The sequence below is a fragment of the Variovorax sp. M-6 genome, assembly GCF_052114385.1.
GTDB lineage: Bacteria > Pseudomonadota > Gammaproteobacteria > Burkholderiales > Burkholderiaceae_C > Variovorax.
On record NZ_JBFREQ010000005.1, the window covers coordinates 241,411 to 264,588 of the forward strand.

At 67.5% G+C, this 23,178-nt stretch carries 13 protein-coding genes; 10 read left to right on the forward strand and 3 right to left on the reverse strand.

Annotated features, from left to right (window positions below):
- Positions 1-165 precede the first annotated feature (165 nt).
- From AB4Z46_RS08515 to AB4Z46_RS08560, 10 genes are all read left to right on the forward strand, one after another.
- Complete coding sequence (locus tag AB4Z46_RS08515) at positions 166-1,191, forward strand: HlyD family efflux transporter periplasmic adaptor subunit (RefSeq protein ID WP_442283043.1); 1,026 nt, start codon at positions 166-168, stop codon at positions 1,189-1,191.
- Positions 1,191-2,963, forward strand: a complete 1,773-nt coding sequence (locus tag AB4Z46_RS08520; RefSeq protein ID WP_442283044.1) for an ATP-binding cassette domain-containing protein — start codon at positions 1,191-1,193, stop codon at positions 2,961-2,963. Before AB4Z46_RS08515 ends, AB4Z46_RS08520 begins: the two co-directional genes overlap by 1 nt.
- Complete coding sequence (locus tag AB4Z46_RS08525) at positions 2,960-4,117, forward strand: ABC transporter permease (protein WP_442283045.1); 1,158 nt, start codon at positions 2,960-2,962, stop codon at positions 4,115-4,117. The genes AB4Z46_RS08520 and AB4Z46_RS08525 overlap by 4 nt, the downstream gene beginning before the upstream one ends.
- A 5-nt stretch (positions 4,118-4,122) precedes the next feature.
- Complete coding sequence (locus AB4Z46_RS08530) at positions 4,123-5,253, forward strand: ABC transporter permease (protein ID WP_442283046.1); 1,131 nt, start codon at positions 4,123-4,125, stop codon at positions 5,251-5,253.
- Between the two features lie 25 nt (positions 5,254-5,278).
- A complete protein-coding gene (locus AB4Z46_RS08535) occupies positions 5,279-6,778 on the forward strand; it encodes an efflux transporter outer membrane subunit (protein WP_442283047.1) in 1,500 nt (499 codons plus the stop codon).
- Positions 6,779-6,952: 174 nt separating this feature from the next.
- The gene (locus AB4Z46_RS08540; RefSeq protein WP_442283048.1) at positions 6,953-9,940 is read left to right on the forward strand and encodes an autotransporter outer membrane beta-barrel domain-containing protein; all 2,988 of its coding nucleotides are present in this window, start codon (positions 6,953-6,955) and stop codon (positions 9,938-9,940) included.
- 72 nt (positions 9,941-10,012) lie between these two features.
- Positions 10,013-11,092 (forward strand): linear amide C-N hydrolase, encoded by a 1,080-nt coding sequence (locus tag AB4Z46_RS08545; RefSeq protein WP_442283049.1) that lies wholly within the window; start codon positions 10,013-10,015, stop codon positions 11,090-11,092.
- Positions 11,093-11,512: 420 nt separating this feature from the next.
- Positions 11,513-16,936, forward strand: a complete 5,424-nt coding sequence (locus AB4Z46_RS08550; RefSeq protein ID WP_442283050.1) for an autotransporter-associated beta strand repeat-containing protein — start codon at positions 11,513-11,515, stop codon at positions 16,934-16,936.
- A gap of 70 nt (positions 16,937-17,006) precedes the next feature.
- Complete coding sequence (locus AB4Z46_RS08555) at positions 17,007-17,759, forward strand: SDR family NAD(P)-dependent oxidoreductase (protein WP_442283051.1); 753 nt, start codon at positions 17,007-17,009, stop codon at positions 17,757-17,759.
- Between the two features lie 217 nt (positions 17,760-17,976).
- Positions 17,977-19,617 (forward strand): alkaline phosphatase family protein, encoded by a 1,641-nt coding sequence (locus AB4Z46_RS08560; RefSeq protein WP_442283052.1) that lies wholly within the window; start codon positions 17,977-17,979, stop codon positions 19,615-19,617.
- 41 nt (positions 19,618-19,658) lie between these two features.
- On the opposite strand, the gene AB4Z46_RS08565 is transcribed toward AB4Z46_RS08560, so the two are convergent.
- The 3 genes from AB4Z46_RS08565 to AB4Z46_RS08575 all read right to left on the reverse strand — a co-directional run bounded on the left by AB4Z46_RS08565 (position 19,659) and on the right by AB4Z46_RS08575 (position 23,145).
- A complete protein-coding gene (locus tag AB4Z46_RS08565) occupies positions 19,659-20,579 on the reverse strand; it encodes an HAD family hydrolase (protein ID WP_442283053.1) in 921 nt (306 codons plus the stop codon).
- A 63-nt stretch (positions 20,580-20,642) separates the two neighbouring features.
- Positions 20,643-21,284: a 2'-5' RNA ligase family protein gene (locus AB4Z46_RS08570; RefSeq protein ID WP_442283054.1), complete on the reverse strand. Its 642-nt coding sequence runs from the start codon at positions 21,282-21,284 to the stop codon at positions 20,643-20,645.
- Positions 21,285-21,387: 103 nt separating this feature from the next.
- Entirely contained in the window at positions 21,388-23,145 is a 1,758-nt protein-coding gene (locus AB4Z46_RS08575) for a carboxylesterase/lipase family protein (protein ID WP_442283055.1), read from the reverse strand.
- Positions 23,146-23,178: the final 33 nt, after the last annotated feature.

The following is a 23,178-nucleotide window of genomic DNA, read 5'->3' on the forward strand; positions in this document are numbered from 1 at the left end:
TCACGGCGAACTTGACATAGTTCACGCAACTTGGCTGCAAAACCTCCACTGGAAGGGCAGATGGCCGATCCGGGGTAATTTGAATTTGAATTCCAATTTGATATCATCCGGCCACCTTTTCCGACCAGGACCTTGTGCCGCCGCCCCGGCGCGCGAGAGCAGACCATGAACAAGAAACCGTTCCTTGCAGGCGCCGTCGTCCTCGTCGCGGCCGCTGTTTTCGTGGCCTGGTACGTCCATCGGCAGCCGGCGGACGCGCAGCAACTGGTGCTCTATGGCAACGTCGACCTGCGCCAGGTGTCGCTGGCCTTCAACGGCAGCGAGCGCATCGCCCGGCTCGAGGTCCAGGAAGGCGACCGCGTGAAGGCCGGGCAGGTGCTCGGCGAGCTCGACACGCGCACCCTGCAGCTGCAGGCGGCCCAGGCCGAAGCCCAGATCGCCAGCCAGTCGCAGGTGCTGCAGCGCCTCAAGGCCGGCAGCCGGCCCGAGGAAGTGGCGCAGTCGCGCACCCAGGTCGCCGCGGCGCAGGCCGATGCCGAACTGGCCCGCCAGCAGCTCGAGCGGCTGCAGTCGATCCGCCAGACCACCGCCGGCCGCGCCGTCAGCCAGCAGGATCTGGACGCCGCACAGGCGCGCCGGAAGGTGGCCGAGGCGCAACTCGAGAACGCGCGCAAGGCGCAGCAGCTCGTGGTCGCCGGCCCGCGCAAGGAAGACATCGCACAGGCCCAGGCGCAGCTCGACGTCGCCACCGCGGCACTCGCGGTGCTGCGCCACCAGTTGCAGGAAGCCCGGCTCAGCGCGCCCATCGATGCGGTGGTGCGTGCGCGCCTGATGGAGCCGGGCGACATGGCGTCGCCGCAGCGCCCGGTCTTCACGCTCGCGATCACCGACCCCAAGTGGGTGCGCGCCTACGTCAGCGAGGCGGACCTCGGGCGCGTCAGGCCGGGCATGGCCGCGACGCTGTCGACCGACAGCCACCCCGGCGAGCCGCTCCAGGGAAAGGTCGGCTACATCTCGTCGGTGGCGGAGTTCACGCCCAAGACCGTCCAGACCGAGCAGCTGCGCAGCAGCCTGGTCTACGAGATCCGCGTGCTCGCCGAAGACCCCGGCGACCGCCTGCGGCTGGGCATGCCGGTGACGGTGCGCCTCGTGCCGGACGGCGACGCGCGCATGGCGGGGAGCCCACGCTGATGGACCCCGCCGCGCCGGCGCTGGTGGGACAAGGCCTGCGCAAGCACTTTGCGCAGAAAGGCTCGGCCGAGGGCACGCTCGCGCTCGACGATGTCTCGCTCGAGATCCCCGCCGGCACGCTGGCCGCGCTGGTCGGCCCGGACGGCGCCGGCAAGACCACCCTGCTGCGGCTCGCGGCCGGCCTGATGCGCGCCGACCGGGGCCGGCTCGAGGTCCTGGGCATCGACGTGGCGAGCCGGCCGCAGGCGGTGCAGGACCGCATCAGCTACATGCCGCAGCGCTTCGGCCTCTACGAAGACCTCAGCGTGCAGGAGAACCTCGACCTCTATGCCGACCTGCACGGGGTCGACAAGGCGACCCGGCGCGAGCGCTATGCGCGCCTGATGGCGATGACCGACCTGGGCCGCTTCACGGCCCGCCCGGCCGGCAAGCTCTCGGGCGGCATGAAGCAGAAGCTGGGGCTGGCCTGCACGCTGGTGCGTTCGCCCGAGCTGCTGCTGCTCGACGAACCCACGGTCGGCGTCGACCCGCTGTCGCGGCGCGAGCTCTGGGAGATCGTGCGGCAGCTGGTCGACGACGAGCACCTCTCGGTGGTCGTCAGCACCGCCTACCTCGACGAGGCCGAGCGCTGCGCGCAGGTCTTCGTGCTGCACGGCGGCCGGCTGATCGCGCAAGGCGCGCCGCAGCAGCTGCGCGCGAACGCGAAAGGCCTCTGCTTCGTCACGACGCCGCCTCGCGGCACGGCGCCGCGCACCTTGCAGGCGCGCCTGCTCGATGCGCCCGCCTCGATCATCGATGCCGTGCCGCAAGGCGGTGAAGTGCGCTTCATCCGCCGGCCCGACGCCGAGGCCGCGTCCGTGAACGCGCTGCTCGACGGTGCGCCAGCGGAGCCCGTGCCCGCGCGCCTGGAGGACGGATTCATGGTGCTGCTGCGCGCGCAGCAGAAAACCGCCACCGCGGCGGCCGTGCACGCGCCCGCGCAGGCGGCACCGCCCGCCGCCGACACGCAGGAGGTCGTCATCCAGGTCAAGGACCTGGTGCGCAAGTTCGGCGACTTCACCGCCGTCGCGAGCACCAGCTTCGACGTGCGGCGCGGCGAGATCTTCGGCCTGCTCGGCCCCAACGGCGCCGGCAAGACCACCACCTTCCGCATGCTCTGCGGACTGCTGCCGGCCAGCAGCGGCTTCCTGCAGGTGGCGGGCATGAACCTGCGCACCGCGCGCGCGCAGGCACGCGGGCGGATCGGCTACGTCTCGCAGAAGTTCGCGCTCTACGGCAACCTCACCGTCGCCGAGAACCTGCAGTTCTTCGGCGGCGCCTACGGCCTGCGCGGGCAGCGGCTGCGCGAGCGCATGCAGACGGTGCTGCAGCAGTTCGACCTGCTCGGCCAGGAACATGCGACCAGCGGACAGTTGCCCGGCGGCTACAAGCAGCGCCTCGCGATGGCGACCGGCCTGCTGCACGAGCCGGAAATCCTCTTTCTCGACGAGCCCACGAGCGGCACCGATCCGCTGGCGCGGCGCGAGTTCTGGCGCCGCATCACGGCGCTGGCCCAGGCGGGCGTGACGGTGATCATCACCACGCACTTCATGGAAGAGGCCGAGTACTGCGACCGCATCGTGATCCAGGACGCCGGCAAGCTGCTCGCCATCGGCACGCCGCAGCAGGTGCGCGTGCAGGCGGGCAGCGCCCCCGACAGCCGGCTCAGCATGGAGGAGGCCTTCATCGACATCGTGACCCAGGCCCGCGACGCCGCGAGAGCATCTCCATGACCGCGCCCGCGCCGCCTCCCGCCCCCCACAGCCGCTTCTGGCAGCGGCTGATCGCGCTCACGCGCAAGGAGACGCGGCAGCTGGTGCGCGACCCGAGCAGCCTCGCGATCGGCATCCTGCTGCCGATCATCCTGATCCTGATCTTCGGCTACGGGCTCTCGCTCGACGTCAAGAACGCGCCGATGGCGGTCGTGCTCGAAGACACCTCGCCCACCGCCGTGCAGGCCGTCTCGGGCCTGCAGCTCACGCCGTACATCTCGCCGGTCATGCTGACCTCGATGCACGACGCCGAGGCGCTGATGCACCAGCGCCAGGTCGACGGCATCGTGCGCGTGCCCGGCGACTTCTCGCGCCGGCTCGCGGCCGGCGACGCCAGCATCCAGGTGATCGTGCACGGCGCCGATGCGAACAAGGCCGCCACCGTGCTGCGCTACGCGAGCGGCGCCCTGGCGCAGAACGCGCTGCGGCTGGCCGACCGCGGCGCCGGGGGCGCGGCGCCGGGCATCGGCGTGGTCGTCATCGAGCAGCGGCTGTGGTTTAACGCCGCCAACACCAGCACCTGGTACCTCGTGCCGGGGCTGATCGTGCTCATCATGACGCTGGTCGGCGCCTTTCTCACGGCGCTCGTGATGGCGCGCGAATGGGAGCGCGGCACGCTGGAGGCCTTGTTCGTCACGCCCGTGCGTCCGGTGGAAATCCTGCTGGCGAAGATCATTCCCTACTTCGGCATCGGCATGGCCGGACTGCTGCTGTGCCTCGTCGCCGCGCGCTTCCTGTTCGAGGTGCCGATGCATGGCTCGCTCGCCGCGATCGTCGTCAGCGCGATGCTCTATCTGCTGGTCGCGGTGGCCGTGGGCCTCGTCATCTCTTCCGTCACGCGCAACCAGTTCCTCGCGAGCCAGGTGGCGCTGATTTCGAGCTTCCTGCCGTCGCTGATGCTGTCGGGCTTTCTGTTCGACCTGCGCAACGTGCCGACCGTCGTGCGCATCGTCGGGCAGGCCCTGCCGGCCACGTATTTCATGGAGCTGATCCGCACGCTGTTCCTCGCGGGCAACGTGTGGTCGCTCATCCTGCGGAACTGCGCGATCCTCGCCGTGTACGCGCTGGTGCTGCTCGCGGTCGCGCGCTTCGTCACGCGCAAGAGGCTGGATTGAAGACCATGAACGGCTCTTTCATCGACTTCGTGCGGCGCGTCGCCCACCTCTGCCGCAAGGAGCTGCTGGCGATCCTCAAGGACCCGTCCAGCCGCGTCATCCTCATCGTGCCGGCGCTGATGCAAAGCCTGCTCTTCGGCTATGCCGCCACCTACGACCTGAGCCGCGTCGACTACGCGCTGCTCGACCAGAGCCACAGCGGCGCATCGACCGCGCTCATCGCCAGGCTGGACGGCACCGGCGTCTTCCGCCGCGCGGCGACGCTCACCTCGCCCGAGCAGATCACGCCCATCGTGAATGCGCAGGACGCGCTGGTCGTGATCCAGATCGGGCCGCAGTTCGCGCAGCAGCTCCACGCCGGCGAGGCGGCGCCGATCCAGGTGATCATCGATGCGCGCAACTCCAACACCGCGGGCTCGGCGGCGGGCTTCGTCAGTTCGGTCGTGGCCGGCTTCAACGACGAATGGCGCCGGCGGCACGGCGGGCGCCAGGCGCCGGTCTCGATCGAATCGCGCGCGTGGTTCAACCCCAACCTCGAAACGCGCTGGAACTTCATGCCCGGCATGATCGCCGCGCTCAGCATGATCCAGACCCTGCTGCTGACCGCCCTCTCCGTGGCGCGCGAGCGCGAGCAAGGCACCTTCGACCAGTTGCTGGTCACGCCGCTGTCGCCCACCGAGATCATGATCGGCAAGGCCATCCCGCCGGTGCTGATCGGGCTCGTGCAGTCCACCCTCGTGCTGCTCATCACGCTGCTGTGGTTCAGGGTGCCGATGGCGGGCTCCTTCGTCACGCTCTACATCGGGCTGTCGTTCTTCACCATCGCGAGCGTGGGCATCGGCCTGTCGATCTCGGCCGTGTCGGCCAACATGCAGCAGGCCATGCTCTACACCTTCGTGCTGATCATGCCGATGATGCTGCTGTCGGGCCTGACCACGCCGGTGAGCAACATGCCGCGCGTGCTGCAGATCGCGACGCTGGCCAACCCGCTGCGCTTCGCCATCGATCTCGTGCAGCGCGTGTACCTCGAAGGCGTGGGACTGCTCACCGTCTGGCACAACCTCATTCCGCTCTTCGTCATCGCGGCCATCACGCTGCCGCTGGCCGCCTGGCTGTTCCGCCATCGCCTGGTCTGAAGCCCTTTCTCCCAAGGAGACCGAGATGAAAACCTCCGTTCGCTCCCTGCATCGCCTGGCCTGGCTGGCGGCGCTGGCGCTGGCCGGCTGTGCGGTCGGACCCGATTTCAAGCCCGAAACGCCGGCGGCGCCCGCGAACTTCGCGGACTGGCACGGCGGCTCGCCGGAGCTGGTCGCGCCGCAGGAACGCGAGCGCGCAAGCACGGCGGCGCCGGCCGACTGGCGCATGTTCGGCGACCCGGTGCTCGATGCGCTGGAAGCGCGAGCGCTGGCCGCGAGCCCTGACCTGCAAACCGCCGCGCTGCGCTTCGCGCAGAGCCGCACGCAGCTGCAGGTCGTCCAGTCGCAGCAGGTTCCGCAGGTCGGCGCGCGGGCCGGCGCGCGGCGCGCGCGGCAGAGCGAGGACGGCGACCCCACGCGGCTGATCGATGCCCTCAATCCCCTGAACCGCAGGCAGCTGATCCAGACGCTGAGCGATCCGCACGACCTGTACGAGGCCGGCTTCGACGCCACCTGGGAGATCGACCTGTGGGGCCGCGTGCGGCGCTCGATCGAGGCCGCCGACGCCGACGTCGCGGCCTCGCAAGCGCTGCTGGCGCAGGTGCAGCTCAGCCTGCAGGCCGAGCTCGCGCGCCACTACTTCGCGCTGCGCGCGGTGCAGCGCCAGATCCGCATCGCACGCGCCGACATCGCCGCTTCGGAGGAAACGCTGGAGCTGGTCAAGGCGCGCGCCGACGGCGGCCTCACCACCGATCTCGACGTCACGCGGCAGCGCGCCCAGGCGGCCGATCTGCGCGCCCGCCTGCCCCAGCTGCTGGCGCAGGAGGCGGCGGCCGTGAACCAGATCACGCTGCTGCTCGGCGAGCGGCCCGGCGCGCTGCAGGCGCAGCTTGCGGACCGGCCCGACGCGGCCGAACGCGCTTTGCCCGACCTGTCACTGGGCCTGCCCTCGGAGCTGGCGCTGCGCCGCCCCGACATCCAGCTCGCCCAGGCGCAGCTGCATGCGGCCACTGCGAACATCGGCGTCGCCGTGGCGGACCTCTATCCGCGCATCACGATCGGCGCCAGCTTCGGCTTCGAGTCCGTCAACGCCAGCACCTTCGGCGACTGGGGCAGCCGCCAATGGTTCGTCGGGCCCAGCCTGCAACTGCCGGTCTTCGATGGCGGGCGCCGGCGCGCCACCGTGACCCTGCGCGAGCTGCAGCAGCAGGAGGCCGCCGTGGCCTACCAGCAGACCGTGCTGAAGGCCTGGCACGAGATCGACGATGCATTGAGCGCCTATTCGGCGGAGCGGCTGCGCAACGTGCAACTGGCCGAGCGCGAGCGCAGCAGCCGCGACGCGCTGCAGCTGGCCCAGGTGCGCTACGCGCACGGCCTGACCGACTTCCTGGTGCAGCTCGATGCCCAGCGCACCTGGCTGCAGGCGCAGCGCGACTACACCGAGAGCACAAGCCGCCTGGCCCTGGGCCTGGTGGCGGTGTCGAAGGCGCTGGGAGGCGCCGGTGAGCTGCCGGCGAAGTCCTGATCTTTCAGAGATCCGCCCCCATCGACGCGATTGAAAGGAACCGACACTTTCTGAAAGGAAGCGAAGTTGACGCGAAGCAACTGATTGCAGACAGTCGCCATTCTTGCATCCAGATGTCACTTGTGTTTCTCGGTGCGTTCGAGAACGTTTCAAAACCAGGTGGAGTCGATTGCAGTGAACAGGTCCTATCGGTCGGTGTGGAATGGCGCGCTGGGCGCCTGGGTGGCGGTGTCGGAGGTGGCGCACGGGCGTGGAAAGATCGGAAGCGGCGGGGCCGCCAGGCGGCTCGTTCCTCACGCGGTGCTCGGGCTGCTTGTCTCTGTCACGGGCGGGATGCTCCCGCAGGCGCATGCGGCGTCCTACACAGCGTCGACCGAGGCGGAACTCGCCCTGGCAATCAGCCAGGCCAATGCGAGTGCGGATGCGGCGTCAACGATCACGCTCCTCAACGGCTTCACGATCGCGTCACCCGGCACCCTTCCCGCCGCGACCAAGGCGCTCACCATCAGCTTGGGCGGCTTCACGCTCGCCACCACAGGCAACGGGAACATCAATGCCGCGGCAGGCGCGACAGTGACCGTCGATGGCAAGATGACCGGCCTCAGCCGTTTGACCAAGGACGGTGCCGGCACGCTGATCCTGACCGGCACGGGCAGCAGTTACGTCAATCGCATGGTGATTGGCGCGGGCGCGGTGCGTGTCCAGAACGGCGGGCAGATCACATTCGGCAATGGCGTCGGCGATGCGGGGTTGGAGGTAGTCGGCGATAACGCGAGCGCCACCATCACCGGGGCAGGTTCCTGGATGGATGCGCGCACGGGTCCATCACGCGTGAGCTCAGTGGCCGGAAGCTCCCTGAACGTGCTGAACGGCGGCGAGTTCCGCTCGACGAATCAGCTCGTGATGGGCGATACCGCGGGTACGACGGGAAGGCTCAGGGTCGATGGCACAGGGTCCCTCGTCTCGGTCAGCGGGCTGACCGTCAGCCGGGGAACGGGCTTCATCGACGTCACCGCCGGAGGCCGGATCCAGAGTGCCTCCTTCGGCATTGGCGGCATCGGCGCGCTGAGCTCACAGGGTGGCACCGGCACCGTGACGGTGACTGGGCCTGGCTCGCGGATCGATTCCGGCCAGACGGGCGTGCATGGTGGAACCTTGACAATTCTCGATGGCGGCGTCGTGTCCACTTCGTGGGCACGCATTGGAACCACCGCGGGCCGCACGGCGTCCGTCACCGTCTCGGGCAGCGGCTCGGAATTGATTTCGACCGCGGCCTCTACGGGCATCAGTCTCGAGATCGCAAGGGCTGGCGCGGGTTCTCTGCGATTGGCCAATGGGGGCAAGGCGTCCTTGATGGCGGGCACTGGCGCCATGAAGATCGCCAGCGCTGCCGCGTCCACGGGCACATTGAGCATCGGCGGCGCCCTGGGGCAGGCCGCCGAAGCCCCGGGTGTGCTGGAGGCAGCGTCTGTCGAATTGAGTGCTGGTGCGGGGCGGGTCGACTTCAACCATACCGACAGCAGCTACAGCTTCGCCGTGCCGATCATCGGAACGGCCAGCAGCGGGGTGGTGAGCCAGAGCGGTCCCGGCACAACGGTTCTTGCAGCAGCCAACACCTACGCCGGCGCAACGCGCGTGACGGCCGGCACGATGCGCGCGGGCGCGGTCGGCACACTGAGTTCCACTTCAGCCTATTCGGTGACTTCGGGTGGTACGCTGGATCTGGCCGGCTTCAGCCATTCCATCGCGTCCATGGCCAACGGCGGCACAGTCTCGCTCGCCGGCAGCGCGCCCGGCACCACGCTGACGGTCAAGGGCCCCTGGGTCGGCAACAACGGTACGCTGCGCCTGGGCACGGCGCTCGGCGGCAGCAGCAGCGTCAGTGACCGGCTGATCCTCGACGGCGCCACCGCGATCGCCACCGGCAAGACCACCGTGCAGATCGTCAAGCTCGGCGGCCTGGGTGCATTGACGAACGGCAACGGCATCGAAGTCATCAGCGCGCTCAACGGCGCCACCACCACGGCGCAGACCACGAAAGATGCGTTCGCGCTCGCCGGTGGCCATGTCGATGCCGGTGCCTTCGAGTACCGCCTGCACGCGGCCGATGCGGGCGGCGCCGGCGAGAACTGGTATCTGCGCTCCACCGCGATCGTCGTGCCGCCTCCGACCACGCCGTCCATTGCGGCTCCGAGCGCCCCGCCCATCGCGGTGCCGATGTACCGCCCCGAAGTCCCGCAGTTCGCCGCGCTGCCCGAGCAGTTGCGCCAGGGCAACTTCGTGATGCTGAGCAACCTGCACCAGCGCGTGGGCGACGAGTCGGGCGCCGGTGCGCCGCGTCAGGCTTGGGGGCGCGCCATCAGCACCGACCGCACGGTGAGCCAGACCGGCGCCGTGAGCCCCGACAGCGAAGGCCGCCTGAACGGCTTTCAGGCCGGCACCGACCTGTGGGCCGACCCGAACTGGCGCGCGGGCGTCTACGTCGGCCAGCTCGAGGGCGACATGAGCGTCACGGGCTTCGCGCGCGGCGTCGCCCACCTGGCGGTGGGCCGCAACGACCTGCGCAGCCGCTACCTCGGCGCCTACGCCACCTGGCGCCATGAGGGCGGCTTCTATGCCGACGCGGTGCTGCAGGGCGGACGCCATCGCTACGACGTCTCGCCGCAGCTCGCGCTGGCGAGCCACGGCAAGGGCGACAGCCTGCTGGCCTCGGTCGAGGTGGGTCAGAGCGTCCAGCTCGCGCCCGGCTGGGCGCTCGAGCCGCAGCTTCAGCTGATGCACCAGCGCGTCGATCTCGACGAGGTCGCCATCGCCGGCGCCACCGTGCAGCAGGACAGCCACAACGGCTGGATCGCGCGCGTGGGCCTGCGCCTCAAGGGTGAGGTCACGACCGCCGCGGGCGTGCTGCAGCCCTATGGCCGGCTGAACGTCTACAGCAGCAGCAAGGGCACGGACATCGCGCGCTTCATCGGCCCGGGCGGCTTCGCCGACATCGGCACCCGCACCGGCGGCACCAGCACCGAGCTGGCCGCGGGCGCGACGCTGGCGCTGTCGAGTACCACCAGCCTCTACGGCGAACTCGGCAAGCTCTGGGCCTCGGGCGGCGATGCGCGCGCGAGCAGCGGGATCAACGCCAGCCTCGGCGTGAAGGTGCGCTGGTAGAAAAAGAAGGGTCTGATCATGATTTCCAAGTCTTCACGTTCGAGCGCCTGCGGGCGCAAATTCGCCCAAGGCATGACGGCACTGGCCGTCGCTGCAGCCTTGGTCGTTCCCGACGTTGCACTGGCCTGCACGAGCTTTCTCGTGCGGACCACCGACGGTGGCGCCGTCTACGGCCGCACCATGGAGTTCGCGTTCCCGCTCCAGTCGAGCGCCATCGTGGTGCCTCGCCAATATGCGATGGCCGCCACCGGTCCCGAGGGCAAGCCGGGCATGGCCTGGAAATCCAGATACGCCGTCGTCGGCGTCAACGCGCTCGGGATCACGACGGTCATCGACGGCATGAACGAAAAGGGGCTCGCTGGTGGCGCCCTCTATTTCCCGGGCTTTGCCGGCTACGCCGATCCGGCGAAGACGCATCCTGCGAAATCGCTCGCGCCATGGGACTTCATTGGCTGGGCGTTGACCAGCTTCGCCACCGTCGCGGAAGTCAAGGCGGCCCTGTCCGGCATTTTGATCGTCGATGTCAAGCAGCCGAACCTCGGCATCGTGCCTCCGCTCCACTACACGCTGCATGATGCGTCCGGGGCGTCCATCGTGGTGGAACCGGTGGACGGCGTGCTGAAGGTCTACGACAACCCCCTGGGGGTCATGACCAACTCGCCGCCCTTCGATTGGCATATGACCAATCTCAGGAACTACGTGAAGCTGTCGGCCGCCAACGCGCCCGATCTCAAGCTGGAGGGGCAGACGATCACTCCCCTAGGGCAGGGCTCGGGCATGCTCGGCATTCCGGGCGATCCGACCCCGCCCTCGCGATTCGTTCGCGCCCTGGGCTACACGCTTTCAGCACAACGCAGGCAGGGCGGCATCGAGAGCGTTCGCCTCACCGAACACATCCTGAACAACTTCGACATTCCGATCGGATGGATCAAGGAAGGCTCCGGAAATGAGACCTCCAAGGTGCCGCTCGAGTACACGCAGTGGTCGACGATCGCAGATCTCTCCAACAGGAAGTTCTACGTGAAAACCTACGACGACCCGACGCTTCGCAGCATCGATCTGATGAGTTTCGACCTGAATGCCAAGTCGCTGACGACCGCTGCGTTCAAGCCGGCCGCCGCACCCCAGGCTTTGGAATTCCAGAAGCCCTAGCCATCGCCAGGGAACGGGGCGGATTCGCGAACGCCAGCCCCATCCGAACTCCGGTTTTCATTGGCCGCTCACGGATTTCCGTGATGGACGGGGCGGCCCAAGGCCATTAGGCTTACGCACATTCACATTTCGTTGCATTCAACGCTACCTGAAGTCATGTACTAGCTCTTCGTGCACCGCGACCACGCCGTCATTGACGCGTGATGGCGTCCGTGCTTCAAGAGGGCCTCATCGCGCCTCCGGGGCCACGCCAGTTCGTTTCGGTTCCGAAACAATTTGCGACTTTTGATTACGATTCGCGCCGCCGCGTATCTTTACAAAGTCGGCCCTCTTCGCCCGTCTCTCCCCTCAGCACAGAAAAAATTTCTTCCACGCCGCCCGCGCAGGCGTGAGCGCGGCCTGGACCCCAAAGACACTCTGATGAACTGCACGCACCGCACCGTCTGGAACCCTTCGCTCGGCGCCTGGGTCGCCGCCCCCGAAACCGCCCGCCGCCGCAGCACATCGGGCGTCCGGAACGCGTTGGCGTTGACGGCCGCGATGCCCTTGCTATGGATCGGATCCGCGGCCCAGGCGGCGTGCACGCCCGCCAATCCAACCGCCGGCGCCACGGTGACCTGCACTGGGGCGGCGAATATCCTGGCGCCGAGCTACGCGACCTCAGCAAACAACGTCACCGTCAATGTGCAATCGGGCGCGAGCGCCGGCGTCTTGCTCGGCCTCGGTGGCACGGCGATGAGCCTGACCGGCAACAACGTCACGCTGAACAACGCCGGCACGATCGACCCTTCGCTGCTGGGCCTGCTCAGCCTGCTTTCCTCCGGCACCGTCGTCGGCAACGGGAACGCCAGCACAGTGACCATCCACAACTCGCCAACCGGCGTCATGAACGGGACGTCGGGGCTCATGGGCGTCAGCATCAATGGCCTGACGGGCATGGCGCTCGCTGTACAAAACGGCACCGGCGGTGTGACCAACATCCGCAACGACGGCTCGATCGGCGCCAACGCGCTCCTGGGCCTCAGCATGATTCCCTCCGACATGCCGGTCGTGGCTTCCTATGGCGGCGGGCAAACGAGTTTCGTCAACACCGGAACGATCACCGGACGCGTTGCGTTCCAGGCCGCCGGCACGCCTGGGCTAGGCCACTGGTTCGCCAATTCGGGCACGATCAACGGCGGGGTGTCGATGGGGGCGGGCAGCACCAATACATTCACCGCGGTGTCCGGTTCGTCCGTGAACCTCGCGGGTGGCATCGGCCTCGACCTGAACGTCGTCGGCCTGGTCGGCGCGACGATCAGTTTCGCGCCAACCGGCGTGGTCGACGGCGGCGCCGGCGGCAACAACACGCTGGTGCTGCAGAACGTGCTGCCGACTTCCGGAACGGGCACCGGCACTGGCGGCGCGTTGACCACGCTCTCCAGCGGCACCTACATCAACTTTCAGCACCTGAAGGTCAACAGCGGCACCTGGAACCTGCAGGGCCCGCTGGTCAGCGGCGACGCAGCGCTCAACGGCGGGCTGGTCAATTTCAGCAACGCGGGCGTGTTCGGCTCGGGGATCCTGGCAGCCAGCGGCGGCGCGATCGCGGCGTCGACTGGCGGTCTCACGCTGGGCAACAACATCACGCTCGGTGCCAGCGGGCTGTCCGTGGCGGGAACGAACGCGCTGACGCTGTCGGGCGTGATCAGCGGCGTGGGCGGCCTGACCCAGAACGGCATGGGCACCCTGACATTGAGCGGCGCCAACACCTACACGGGAGGCACCACGATCATCACGGGTGCCCTGCAAGGCGATACCACCAGCCTGCGAGGCGACATCGTCGACCACGCCACGCTCGTGTTCAACCAGAACGTCAACGGCATCTACAACGGAACGCTCAGCGGCACCGGCGCGCTGGTCAAGCAAGGCAGCGGCACGCTCACGCTCTCCGGGAACAACAGCTACAGCGGCACCACGCAGATCGATGCCGGCACACTGGCCCTCGGCGCCGGGGCCAGCGTCGCTTCGTCCGCTGGCGTCGGCCTGGCGGCCGGCGCGACGCTGGATCTCTCGGCGGCGGGGAACCAGTCGATCGGGTCGTTGAACGGCGGCGGTGGCACCGTGAACATCGGCGCCACCACGCTGACGATTTCGGGCACCGGCGACGGCGCCTTCGCGGGCACCATCAACGGCACCGGCGCGCTGGTGAAGAACGGCGCCAGCACGCAGACGCTGACCGGCGCGAACCTGTTCACCGGAGGCACCACGGTCAACGACGGCGTGCTGGTGCTGGGCGCCGGCGGCAGCCTGGCCGCGGGCTCGGCGCTCAAACTCAACGGCAACGGCGTGCTCGACGTGTCGGCCGCCGGCAACCAGACCATCGCCACGCTGGGCGGCGACGGCGGCCAGGTCCGGCTCGGCGGCACCACGCTGAGTGTGGGCGCGGGCACCTATGGGGGCGTGCTTGCCGGAACCGGCGGCGTGAACAAGATCGGCAGCGGAACCCTGACGCTCAATGGCGTCAGCACCTACACCGGCCCGACCCAGGTGAATGCGGGCAGTCTGATCGTCGGCGGCGATGCGGCGCATGCCTCGGCCAGCGTGCAAGGCGCCATCACGGTGGCGAACAGCGGCACGCTGAGCGGCTTCGGGAAAATCGACGGCAACGTGGTCGTGCAGGCGGGGGGCCATCTGGCGCCGGGAAATCCGGTCGGCAGCTTCACCATCAACGGCAACCTGGTGGCCGAACAGGGCAGTTCGCTGGACTTCGCGTTCGGAACGCCGGGCGCCAACTTCAGCACGCCGGGACAGGGCCACCACGTGCAGGTCAACGGCAACCTGACGATCAACGGCGCGACGCTCAATCCGAGCAATGCGGGCAACTTCGGGCCGGGCCTGTACAACCTGTTCCGCTATACCGGCACGCTGACGGAAAGCAACGGCGGCATCGCGCCGCCGGCCGGCGGCTACACGATCCAGAACCTGGCCGGCAGCAAGCAGATCAACCTGATCACCACGGCCGGCATGGAACTCAATTTCTGGAACGCCAACGGCTTGGCAAGCAACAGCCAGATGGGTGGCGGCAGCGGTGTCTGGTCGCAGGCCAATGCCAATTGGACCGATGCCACCGGCTCCGTCACCTCGACACGCCAGCCGTCCAACGCCTTCGTGATCTTCGGCGGCGCGCCGGGCACCGTGACCGTGGACAGCGCCGGCGGGGCGCGGCCGGTGAGCGCGATCGGTGTCCAGTTCGCCAGCAACGGCTACCACCTGAACGGCGATGCCCTGACCCTGTCGGGCGCAGCCCCGAGCCCGCTCGGCGAAATCCGCGTCGGCGACGGCAGCGCCGGCAGCGTCAACTGGACCGCCACCGTCGACAACGTGCTGGCCGGCGCCGGAATCCACAAGACGGGCCTGGGCACACTGGTATTGAACGGCGCGAACACCTATACGCAGAGCACGCGGATCAGCCGAGGCGTGCTGGCCGTTTCGTCCGATGCCAATCTCGGCGCGCCCTCGGCCAGCATCGCGCTGGAAGGCGGCACGCTGCGCATCACGGGCACGGCTTTCAACACCACGGCGCGCGCGGTGACGCTGGCAGCGACCGGCGCCAGCATCGACATTGCAGATGCCGGCAACAACTTCACGCTCGCCAGCGCGATGAGCGGGACGGGTGGACTGGAAAAGCTGGGCGCGGGCACGCTGACGCTGACCGGCGCCAACACCTACTCCGGCGGCACCAGGGTCAACGCTGGCACCCTTGCCCTGGGGCCTGGCGGCAGCCTCCCCAGCACCGGCGAGCTGAAGCTGGTCGGTGCCGGGGCGCGCTTCGACTTCAGTGCCTCGGGCGCCGACCAGACGCTCGCAGTACTCAGCGGTTCGGCCGGGTCCAGGCTCGACCTGGGGTCCAGCACCCTGACCTTCGGCGACAGCAGCAACCAGACCTTCGCGGGCAGCATCGTCGGCTCGGGCGGCCTGATCAAGCAGGGCAGCGGCACTCAGATCCTCTCCGGCGTCAACAGTTACAGCGGCGGCACCCTGTTGAGAGACGGCACGCTGGCCGTGGGCCACAGCGGCGCGCTCGGCACCGGCCCACTGGCCATGGACGACAACACCACGCTGGCCTTTGTCGCCGATGGGCTGACGCTGGCCAACCCGATCCGTTTCACCGGCGTGGTCGACCCGATCATCGACACCGGCGCCAACACCGCAACCTTGTCCGGGGGCATCAGCGGCGCATCCGAGCTGACCAAGCAAGGCACCGGCACCCTGATTCTGGCCGCGGCCAACAACATCTACACGGCGGCCACCACGGTCAGCCATGGCACCCTCCGGGCCGGTGCGGCCAATGCCTTCAGCGCCGCCTCCGCCCACGCGGTCGCCGCGGGCGCGACGCTCGACCTCGCCGGCCACAACCAGACGATTGCCGCCCTCACCAATGCGGGCACCGTCAACCTGCTGTCTGCGGCAGCCGGCACGACCCTCACCGTCACCGGCCCCTACGTGGGCAACAACGGCGTGCTGAAGATGGGCACGACATTCGGTGGCAGCAACAGCATCTCGGACCGCATGGTCCTGAGCGGCCCGAGCGCGGTGGCCAGCGGTCACACCACGCTGCAGATCACCCATCTCGGCGGCCTGGGCGCACAGACCACCGGCGACGGCATCGAGGTCGTTTCCGCACAGAACGGCGCGACCAGCACCAGGACGGCATTCACGCTGGACGGCGACCACGTGGACGCCGGTGCCTTCCAGTACCGGCTCTTCGCAGGCGATGCCAATGGCCAGGGCGGCAGCTGGTTCCTGAGCACGCAGGACCGTTCCGCCATCACGACGACCGGCACGCCGGCGCCGCCGGCGGCACCGATGTATCGCGCCGAAGTGCCGCTCTATGCGGCGCTGCCCAGCGTGCTGCGCCAGGGCGATCTGGCGATGCTCGCAGACCTGCATCGCCGCGTGGGCGACGAGAGCGGCATCGCCGCGGCGACAGCCGGCAGCGCCGATGCGTCGACCAGCGGCTGGGGCGGCGCCAACCGGCACGCCTGGGGCCGCGTGCTCGGCGGCACCATCACTGTCAGCCAGGGCGGCGTGACGCAGCCCGAGAGCCGCACCAGCATGGGCGGCTTCCAGTCCGGCGTCGACCTGTTCGCCAACCCGCTCTGGCGCGCCGGCCTCTATGCCGGTCTCTTGCGCGCCGACGCCAACGTGAACGGCGCCTACGGTCCCGGCGGGCTGGTCGGCTATGCCGGCACGCTGCACGCCGACAGCACCTACGTGGGCGGCTACGCGACATACGCCGATCCGCAGGGCCTCTATGCCGACTTCGTGCTGCAGCACGGCAACCATGACGTGTCGGGCGGCAGCCTCGGACAGGGCTCGAGTTTCGGTGCCACCAGCCTGATGGCCTCCGGCGAAATCGGCCAGCGCTTCGCCTTGGGCGGCGGCTGGGCCCTCGAGCCGCAGGCCCAGTTGATCTATCACCGCCTCAGTCTCGACAACACCCGCATCAGCGGTGCGAGCGTGCTGCAGGACGCCGACAACGCCGTGATCGGACGCATCGGGGCACGCCTCGCAGGCGACCTGTCGACGTCGATGGGCCGCTTGCGGCCTTACGCAGGCATCAACCTGTGGCATGGCTTTTCGGGCCACGACACCGTCACCTTCGCCGGCCCGGCCGGCGCGACCCCGATCGAGAGTGCCGTCGGCTACACGTCGACCGAACTCATGGTCGGCTTCACGCTCGGACTCACGCCGAAGGTATCGGTCTACGGCCAGCTCGGCAGGGTCTTCCGTACCGGCAGCGGCGATGCTCAGGTCAGGTCGACGGCGCAGGGCACGCTCGGCTTGAACTTGATGTTCTGAACGGATTGCGACCGAATCCAGGCGCGAGGACCATGCGGCCCCGTATAGTCGCCCGCTTCATGGCTCTCGAATGGGAACGAAATTGGYAGATCTTGCAGGCAAGGTGGCGTTGGTGACTGGCGCGAGCCGCGGCATCGGTGCCGCTGTTGCGCTTCGAATGGCACAAGATGGAGCCGATGTAGCAATCACCTACGTCAGTCGCCAAGAGCTCGCCGAAGGCGTACTCAGGCAAATTGAAGCGACAGGGCGCCGTGGCCTGGCCATCCGAGCCGACGCAGCCGACCCGTCGGCCGCACAGGGCGTTGTTCGAAAGGTCATCGACGCGTTCGGAGGACTCGACATTCTCGTGAACAACGCGGGCGTCGCAGAGCTCGCCCCGCTGCCTGATCTCACCCTGCAGATGCTGGATCGACTGATCGACATCAACATTCGCGGAGTCTTCACGACCTCACAGGAGGCGATCAAGTTCATGCCGGCTGGCGGCCGCATCGTCAACATAGGGAGCATCAACGCGGAGCGCGCAGGAGCGCCGGGCATGGCTGGCTACTCGATGACCAAGAGCGCCATCCTGGGATTGACGAGGGGGATGGCGCGTGATCTGGGAAGACAGGGCATCACGGTGAACGTCATCCAGCCAGGACCCGTCGAAACGGACATGAACCCGATGGACAGCCCGTGGGCCAAGGACACTCTCAAATCCTTGGTCGTGCCCCGCTATGGACGTCCCGAAGAAATCGCAGCGGGTGTCGCCTATCTGGTTTCATCCGAGGCTTCCTTTGTGACGGGAACCGTTCTGACGATAGACGGCGGCTTTCTCAGCTGACAGGGGTAGGGCCGGACTCGTAGAGATTGCCGCCCTCACCTTACCAAAGAAGACCAATGAACCGCAGGCGGGGGGCCACGTACGTGGACCCCCGTGGGCGCCGGGATTGCTAGACGGAGCGTCAAGGCCTAGTCTGTGCCACTGCCCGCCTGGGCGTCGGCGATGATCCAGGGTGCGCGGCGGAGTTTCGGTCGTATTCGAAGCCACGAGGTGAGCCATGACGACACGGCGCGAGGTCATCGAGATCGTCGGTGCGGCGGCTGCCAGCGTAGCCTTCCCCGAGATCACTCCGGCTCAAGGGACCAGGGGCGACCCGCGCAAGGCGCTCGATCACGTGGTCGTGCTCATGTTCGAGAACCGCTCATTCGACAATCTGCTCGGCCGCCTTTACGCACCGGGCGACGTCCGGTCGTTCGAGGGCGTGATCGGCAAGGACCTCAAGAACCCCATCCCGGAATGGGCCGAGCATGGCGCCGAGCGCAAGTTCGTGCCCTATGGCGTGGCGCCCACGATGAACACGCCGCAGCCGGATCCAGGCGAAGAGTACCCGCACATCAACACGGATCTGTACGGAATCCTGGACCCGAAGAACCGTTTCATGCCGCTGGCGCGCATGGTGGCTCCGTACAACGCGCCGAGTGATCCGCGCCAGCGGCCGACGATGGACGGGTTCGTGATGGACTACATCAGCGCCTTCACGGCCGAGATGAGGCGGCAGCCCACCTACGACGAGTACGCGCAGATCATGGCGGGATACACGCCCGAGCAGATGCCGGTGATGTCGGCGTTGGCTCGTGGTTTCGCCGTTTTCGACCATTGGTTCTGCGAGGTGCCGTCGCAAACCTTCAGCAACCGCTCGTTCTTCCATGCGGGCACGGCTTCGGGATACGTCGTCAACATGTCTCCTCCCGATTCCTTTCCCGTTCACAACAGGGCAGAGACGCTGTTCGACCGCCTGGAGGCCAAGAGACTGACATGGCGCGTCTACTGCGATTCGCCAAGTCCGGCCTCCTTCACCGGGATCATTCACGCCTCACGATTGCGCAACCGCTTCGCAACCAACTTCTCGACGGTTGCCGATTTCCTCGAGGACGCCAGAAGAGGCCGCCTGCCGACCTACTCATTCATCGAACCGAACCTGTGGCACGGCCACAATGACATGCACCCGCCGATCTCGGCACTGCTTCACGGCCTGCCGTACGATCCGCCGTCCTCTCTTCTGGGTGGCGACGCGTTGCTCGCGTCGGTCTACGACGCGGTCCGCTCCTCGTCATCTTCCAGCGGATCGAACTACCTCAATACGTTCCTGCTGGTCGCCTTCGACGAGACCGGTGGTACCTACGACCATGTCCCGCCTCCGCCCGCTGTGCCACCGACCCGCACGGCACCGGCCGGCCAGATGGGGTTCAGGTTCAATCGCTCAGGTGCGCGGGTACCTGCCATCGCGATCTCGGCATGGGTCCCCGAGCGCATCGTGGTCAACGATGAATATCGCCACACCTCCCTGATCCAGACCATGCGCAGGCGATGGTCGCTCGGACGCCCTCTCACCGCACGCGACGCCTCGGCCCGGGACATCGCTGCGGTTCTTTCGCTCGGAAAGCCAAGGGCACCGGATCAGTGGCCCGAGGTCACCCCCCGGCCGGTTCCGAAGTTCGACGTCGCTTTGCTCCCCCCGGATCTGCCACTGTCGCCGCTCGGCAAGGCGCTGGTGCACAGCCTGTTGGCGTTCGAGAAAACCTCGGGCGCGGCGGTGCCGACCCTCTCGCCGGACGCCCAGCTCACCGGCGCAGAGGCCATCGGGATGATTCGCGACGATGCCTTCAAGCTCTTTCCGGGATTGCGGACCCCATCCTGATCGCGGCCGAGAAACTCATCTCAAAAGGACTCAGGACCCTTTCAAGCCGCAAAGACTTGAGCCCAATCGCGCTTCATGCTGACAACCTGCAGCCCGTACGCGTCCGCGTGATCGAGTGCTTCCGCCAGAGGACTGAGAGCGAACTCGCGGTCATAGGCGAACTCTCTTTCTGCGTCGTCATGGTGCAAGAGCAACGCCAGGCGTGGCCCTTCACCCGTTCGCGTATACCTGAGCATCGCGAGATCGCCATCGGAATTCCCGAAGGCGAGGATCGGACGCCGACCCACATGGCGGGAAATGCTGTTCACCTTGACCTCGCGGTCGTTGAAGCTTTCCATTTCGGCAAGCTTGACCAACTCGCCTCGTCCGTCGCGCATCTCGAACCGTGTCTTCATGCTGCTGCCGATCACCTGGTCGCGCGCCACCCCGTAGAGTGTTTCGCTGCATGCGCGCATGAGGTCGATGCCACCGCCGGACACGACAAAGGTCTTGAACCCGTTCTCGTGCAGGTAGTGCAGCAGTTCGATCTGCGGCTGGTAGGTCAACGCCGTGAAGAGGCGACCGAGCGTCGGATGCCTGGCAGCAGCGAGCCATTGCTGGGCGATCCGACCAAACTCGTCAACCGTCGTGCCCGAGTGCACGGTCGCCGCAAGGTGCATCAGATCCTCCATCCCGAAGGGCGGAATCTTGCGCATGTCGTGCTCGAGGAAGGTCTTGAACGGATCGCGTGTCCGCAAGGAAGGATCCGCTTGCGCCAACTGTTCGAGGCGGCTCCGCGCAAAGAAGAATTGAACCTGGAGGGGTCGCTCGCACCAGAGGGTCCCGTCGTTGTCGAAGGTCGCGACCCGATCGGCGGGCGGAACGAAATCGGAACTGCCCGATCGGGTAGTCCTTTCGACGAAGTCCACGATCGCAGTGCGCGAAGCACAGTCGTTCCAACTGGAAAGCCTCTTCGGATTCATGCCCGCTCCTTTGTACTTCCGTTCGCTCGGCGGCTGGCATGCCAGCATGGGCTGCCGATGGCTTCAATCCCACGCCTTGAGTTTCCTGGCCGCCGTACCGAACTGGCCCAGTTGATAAATGGCAGCGCCCTTGAACGAAAAGCTGAAAGCCTCGAACGGTTCGGCGAGCATCGCGTCGAGGTACTTGCGCGACGCAACGCCGGTGCTGACGTGCGGATTGAAATGCTCACCGGAAGCCTTCGGCACGAACGCGGAAACGTACTGAATGAGCAACGGGTCGATGACAGGGTCATCGGGTGTCGTGACGAATGCGCCCGAGTCGCCGGTCTCGGTCGCAAACGGCGTCACCGCCTCGATCAGCGCCTCCTGCAGTTCGAGAAGTCGAGGCGTGGGTTTCGCGACGATGCCAGCCAGCCCGATCTCCTGGCTCGGGATGTAGTAGTACCTGATGGCCTCCAGCTCCATGTCGCCCAGTCGGGTTCCGGCGAGGACCTTTTCGACGGCGGCATGCACCTTGTCCAGGTCCGCGGTACGGACGAACCGCTGCAGCAGCGTGACGTGCGGCCGATGGGTCGCATCCAGGGCAAATCCCTTGGGAAAAACCTGGAGCAGGCGAGCGTTGTTGGCTTCAGCGTGCTCGAGCATCCTGGCGTCGGGTTCGAGCAGGATGTCGATGGCTGTAGCCGGACTCATCGGGAGGGTCATTTCTGCAACTCCGAGTGTCATCTGCGACCAAGTGCAGCGCCGAGCGCCCCACGTCACTGCAAAGGGGATTCAGTATAGACATCCGGCTACAGCACCGCCATCTTCAGCGCGGCCCGTTACGCAGCGGATCGACGTTCGCGGGCAGCGCATTGAAGTCGATCACCTTCCACACATAGTCTCTCTGCTGCGGCGACAACAGCGCGTAGCGCGGCCAGAAGAAGAGGTAGTCGGCCGACGACATGTACGAGGTGTTGTCGAAGATCATGCGCTTCGCGCAGCAGGTGAAGTTGGTCCAGTCGGGCCAGGGCGTCTGGCCGTCGAACAGCTGCGTGGGCGCACCGGTGCGCGCGAAGGTCGAGAAGTGCTTGATGAAGCGGTCCGACAGTGCCTGGCGGCTGGCCGCGTTGCTGGCGTCCCAGGCAAAGTGCATGAAGTTGGGCTCGTTGGTGACGAAGTTGCCGAACAGCGAGCCGATGTCGATGCCATGAAAGGCCGAGAAGGTGTCCTTCCAGGGCTGCGGCGTGTCGTTCCAGTTGAAGTTGTAGCGGTAGATGCCGCCCTGCTGCAGGCGCAGCAGGCGCACGACGTTGTCGATCACGTTGTCCAGGGCGTAGCTGATGGCCTCATGCGTCTGGGTGTAGATCGGCTGGAACTCCGGCTTGATCAGGTCGTTGACCGTGACGGTGCCGGGCGCCGCGTAGTTGGCCAGTTGCCAGTACGCCTGGGCGCTCGGCTTGCCCATGCCGAAGGAATAGGCGAAGTACGAACCTTCGTCGTGCGTGGAGCCGACCATCAGCGGCATCTTGTTGTAGTTGCCCGCCACCAGCCCCGCCAGGCCACTCGCGCGGATCACCGTGCCATCGGTGAAGTGGCCCGGCACCACCGGGTACGGCGTGAACTTCATGATCTGCGCCGCCGTGGCGCCGCGCAGCAGCGCCGCGACCTCGGCAGGGCTCATGCTCAGGCGCTGGGCCGCGGCCTGCTCGGGCGTGGACGCACGGCCGGTGTCGACCAGCAACTTGTTGGCCAGATCGTCGGCGGCCAGCTGGCCCACGGCCGACGGGTAGCCGTTGGGGATCCCGGACATGCACAAGGCCCGCTGAAACTTGCCGGCCGCCAAGGGCGACTGCAACAGGCCCCAGGTGTTGATGCAGCCGGCCGACTGCCCGGCCACCGTCACCAGGTTGGGATCCCCGCCAAAGGCGCCGATGTTGGTGCGGACCCAGTCCAGGCCGCGCACCAGGTCCAGCGTGGCGTAGTTGCCCGAGTCGTCCTTGGCATCGCCGCTGGCCAGTGCCGAATGCTTGAGCCACCCCAGCATGCCCAGCCGGTACTGCACCGTGACCACCACCATGTTGGCCTTGGCCGCCAGGTAGGCGCCGTTGTAGAGCGGCTCGCGCGCCGAGCCCTTGAGGTTGCTGCCGCCATGGATCCAGAACAGCACCGGCAACCGGTCGGCGCTGGAGTTAGGCCGCCAGACATTGAGGTAGAGACAGTCTTCACTGCCCACCGGCTGGTCGAAGGTGGCCGGGTCGGGCTCGCCGAAGAAGCTGCCGACCTGCGCGCACATGGACGCAAAGCTGGTGGCCGCACGCGAGCCGCTCCAAGGCACCGGCGGTTGCGGCGCACGCCAGCGCAGCGCACCGACCGGCGGCTGCGCAAAGGGCACGCCCAGGAAGGCCTGGGTGTTGCCGGCATCCGCCTTGCCGTAGATCTTTCCGGCGTCGAGCTGGCGGGTCAACTGCTGGTCATAGGCGGCCAGCGCCGGGCTCAGGCCCAGCAGGGCTGCGATGAAAACCGCGCCGGCCAGGGCCAGGCGCCGCCAACGCGCCAGCGGCGCGTGCAGTGGATCGAGGTTCACAGTTGTCTCCTTGTTGTTGTCGCGCGGGAACGC

Coding starts and splice junctions, on each gene's coding strand:
- AB4Z46_RS08515 (WP_442283043.1), top strand. CDS start 166: ATGAACAAGAAACCGTTCCTTGCAGGCGCCGTCGTCCTCGTCGCGGCC.
- AB4Z46_RS08520 (WP_442283044.1), top strand. CDS start 1,191: ATGGACCCCGCCGCGCCGGCGCTGGTGGGACAAGGCCTGCGCAAGCAC.
- AB4Z46_RS08525 (WP_442283045.1), top strand. CDS start 2,960: ATGACCGCGCCCGCGCCGCCTCCCGCCCCCCACAGCCGCTTCTGGCAG.
- AB4Z46_RS08530 (WP_442283046.1), top strand. CDS start 4,123: ATGAACGGCTCTTTCATCGACTTCGTGCGGCGCGTCGCCCACCTCTGC.
- AB4Z46_RS08535 (WP_442283047.1), top strand. CDS start 5,279: ATGAAAACCTCCGTTCGCTCCCTGCATCGCCTGGCCTGGCTGGCGGCG.
- AB4Z46_RS08545 (WP_442283049.1), top strand. CDS start 10,013: ATGACGGCACTGGCCGTCGCTGCAGCCTTGGTCGTTCCCGACGTTGCA.
- AB4Z46_RS08550 (WP_442283050.1), top strand. CDS start 11,513: ATGAACTGCACGCACCGCACCGTCTGGAACCCTTCGCTCGGCGCCTGG.
- AB4Z46_RS08560 (WP_442283052.1), top strand. CDS start 17,977: ATGACGACACGGCGCGAGGTCATCGAGATCGTCGGTGCGGCGGCTGCC.
- AB4Z46_RS08565 (WP_442283053.1), bottom strand. CDS start 20,579: ATGAATCCGAAGAGGCTTTCCAGTTGGAACGACTGTGCTTCGCGCACT.
- AB4Z46_RS08570 (WP_442283054.1), bottom strand. CDS start 21,284: ATGACCCTCCCGATGAGTCCGGCTACAGCCATCGACATCCTGCTCGAA.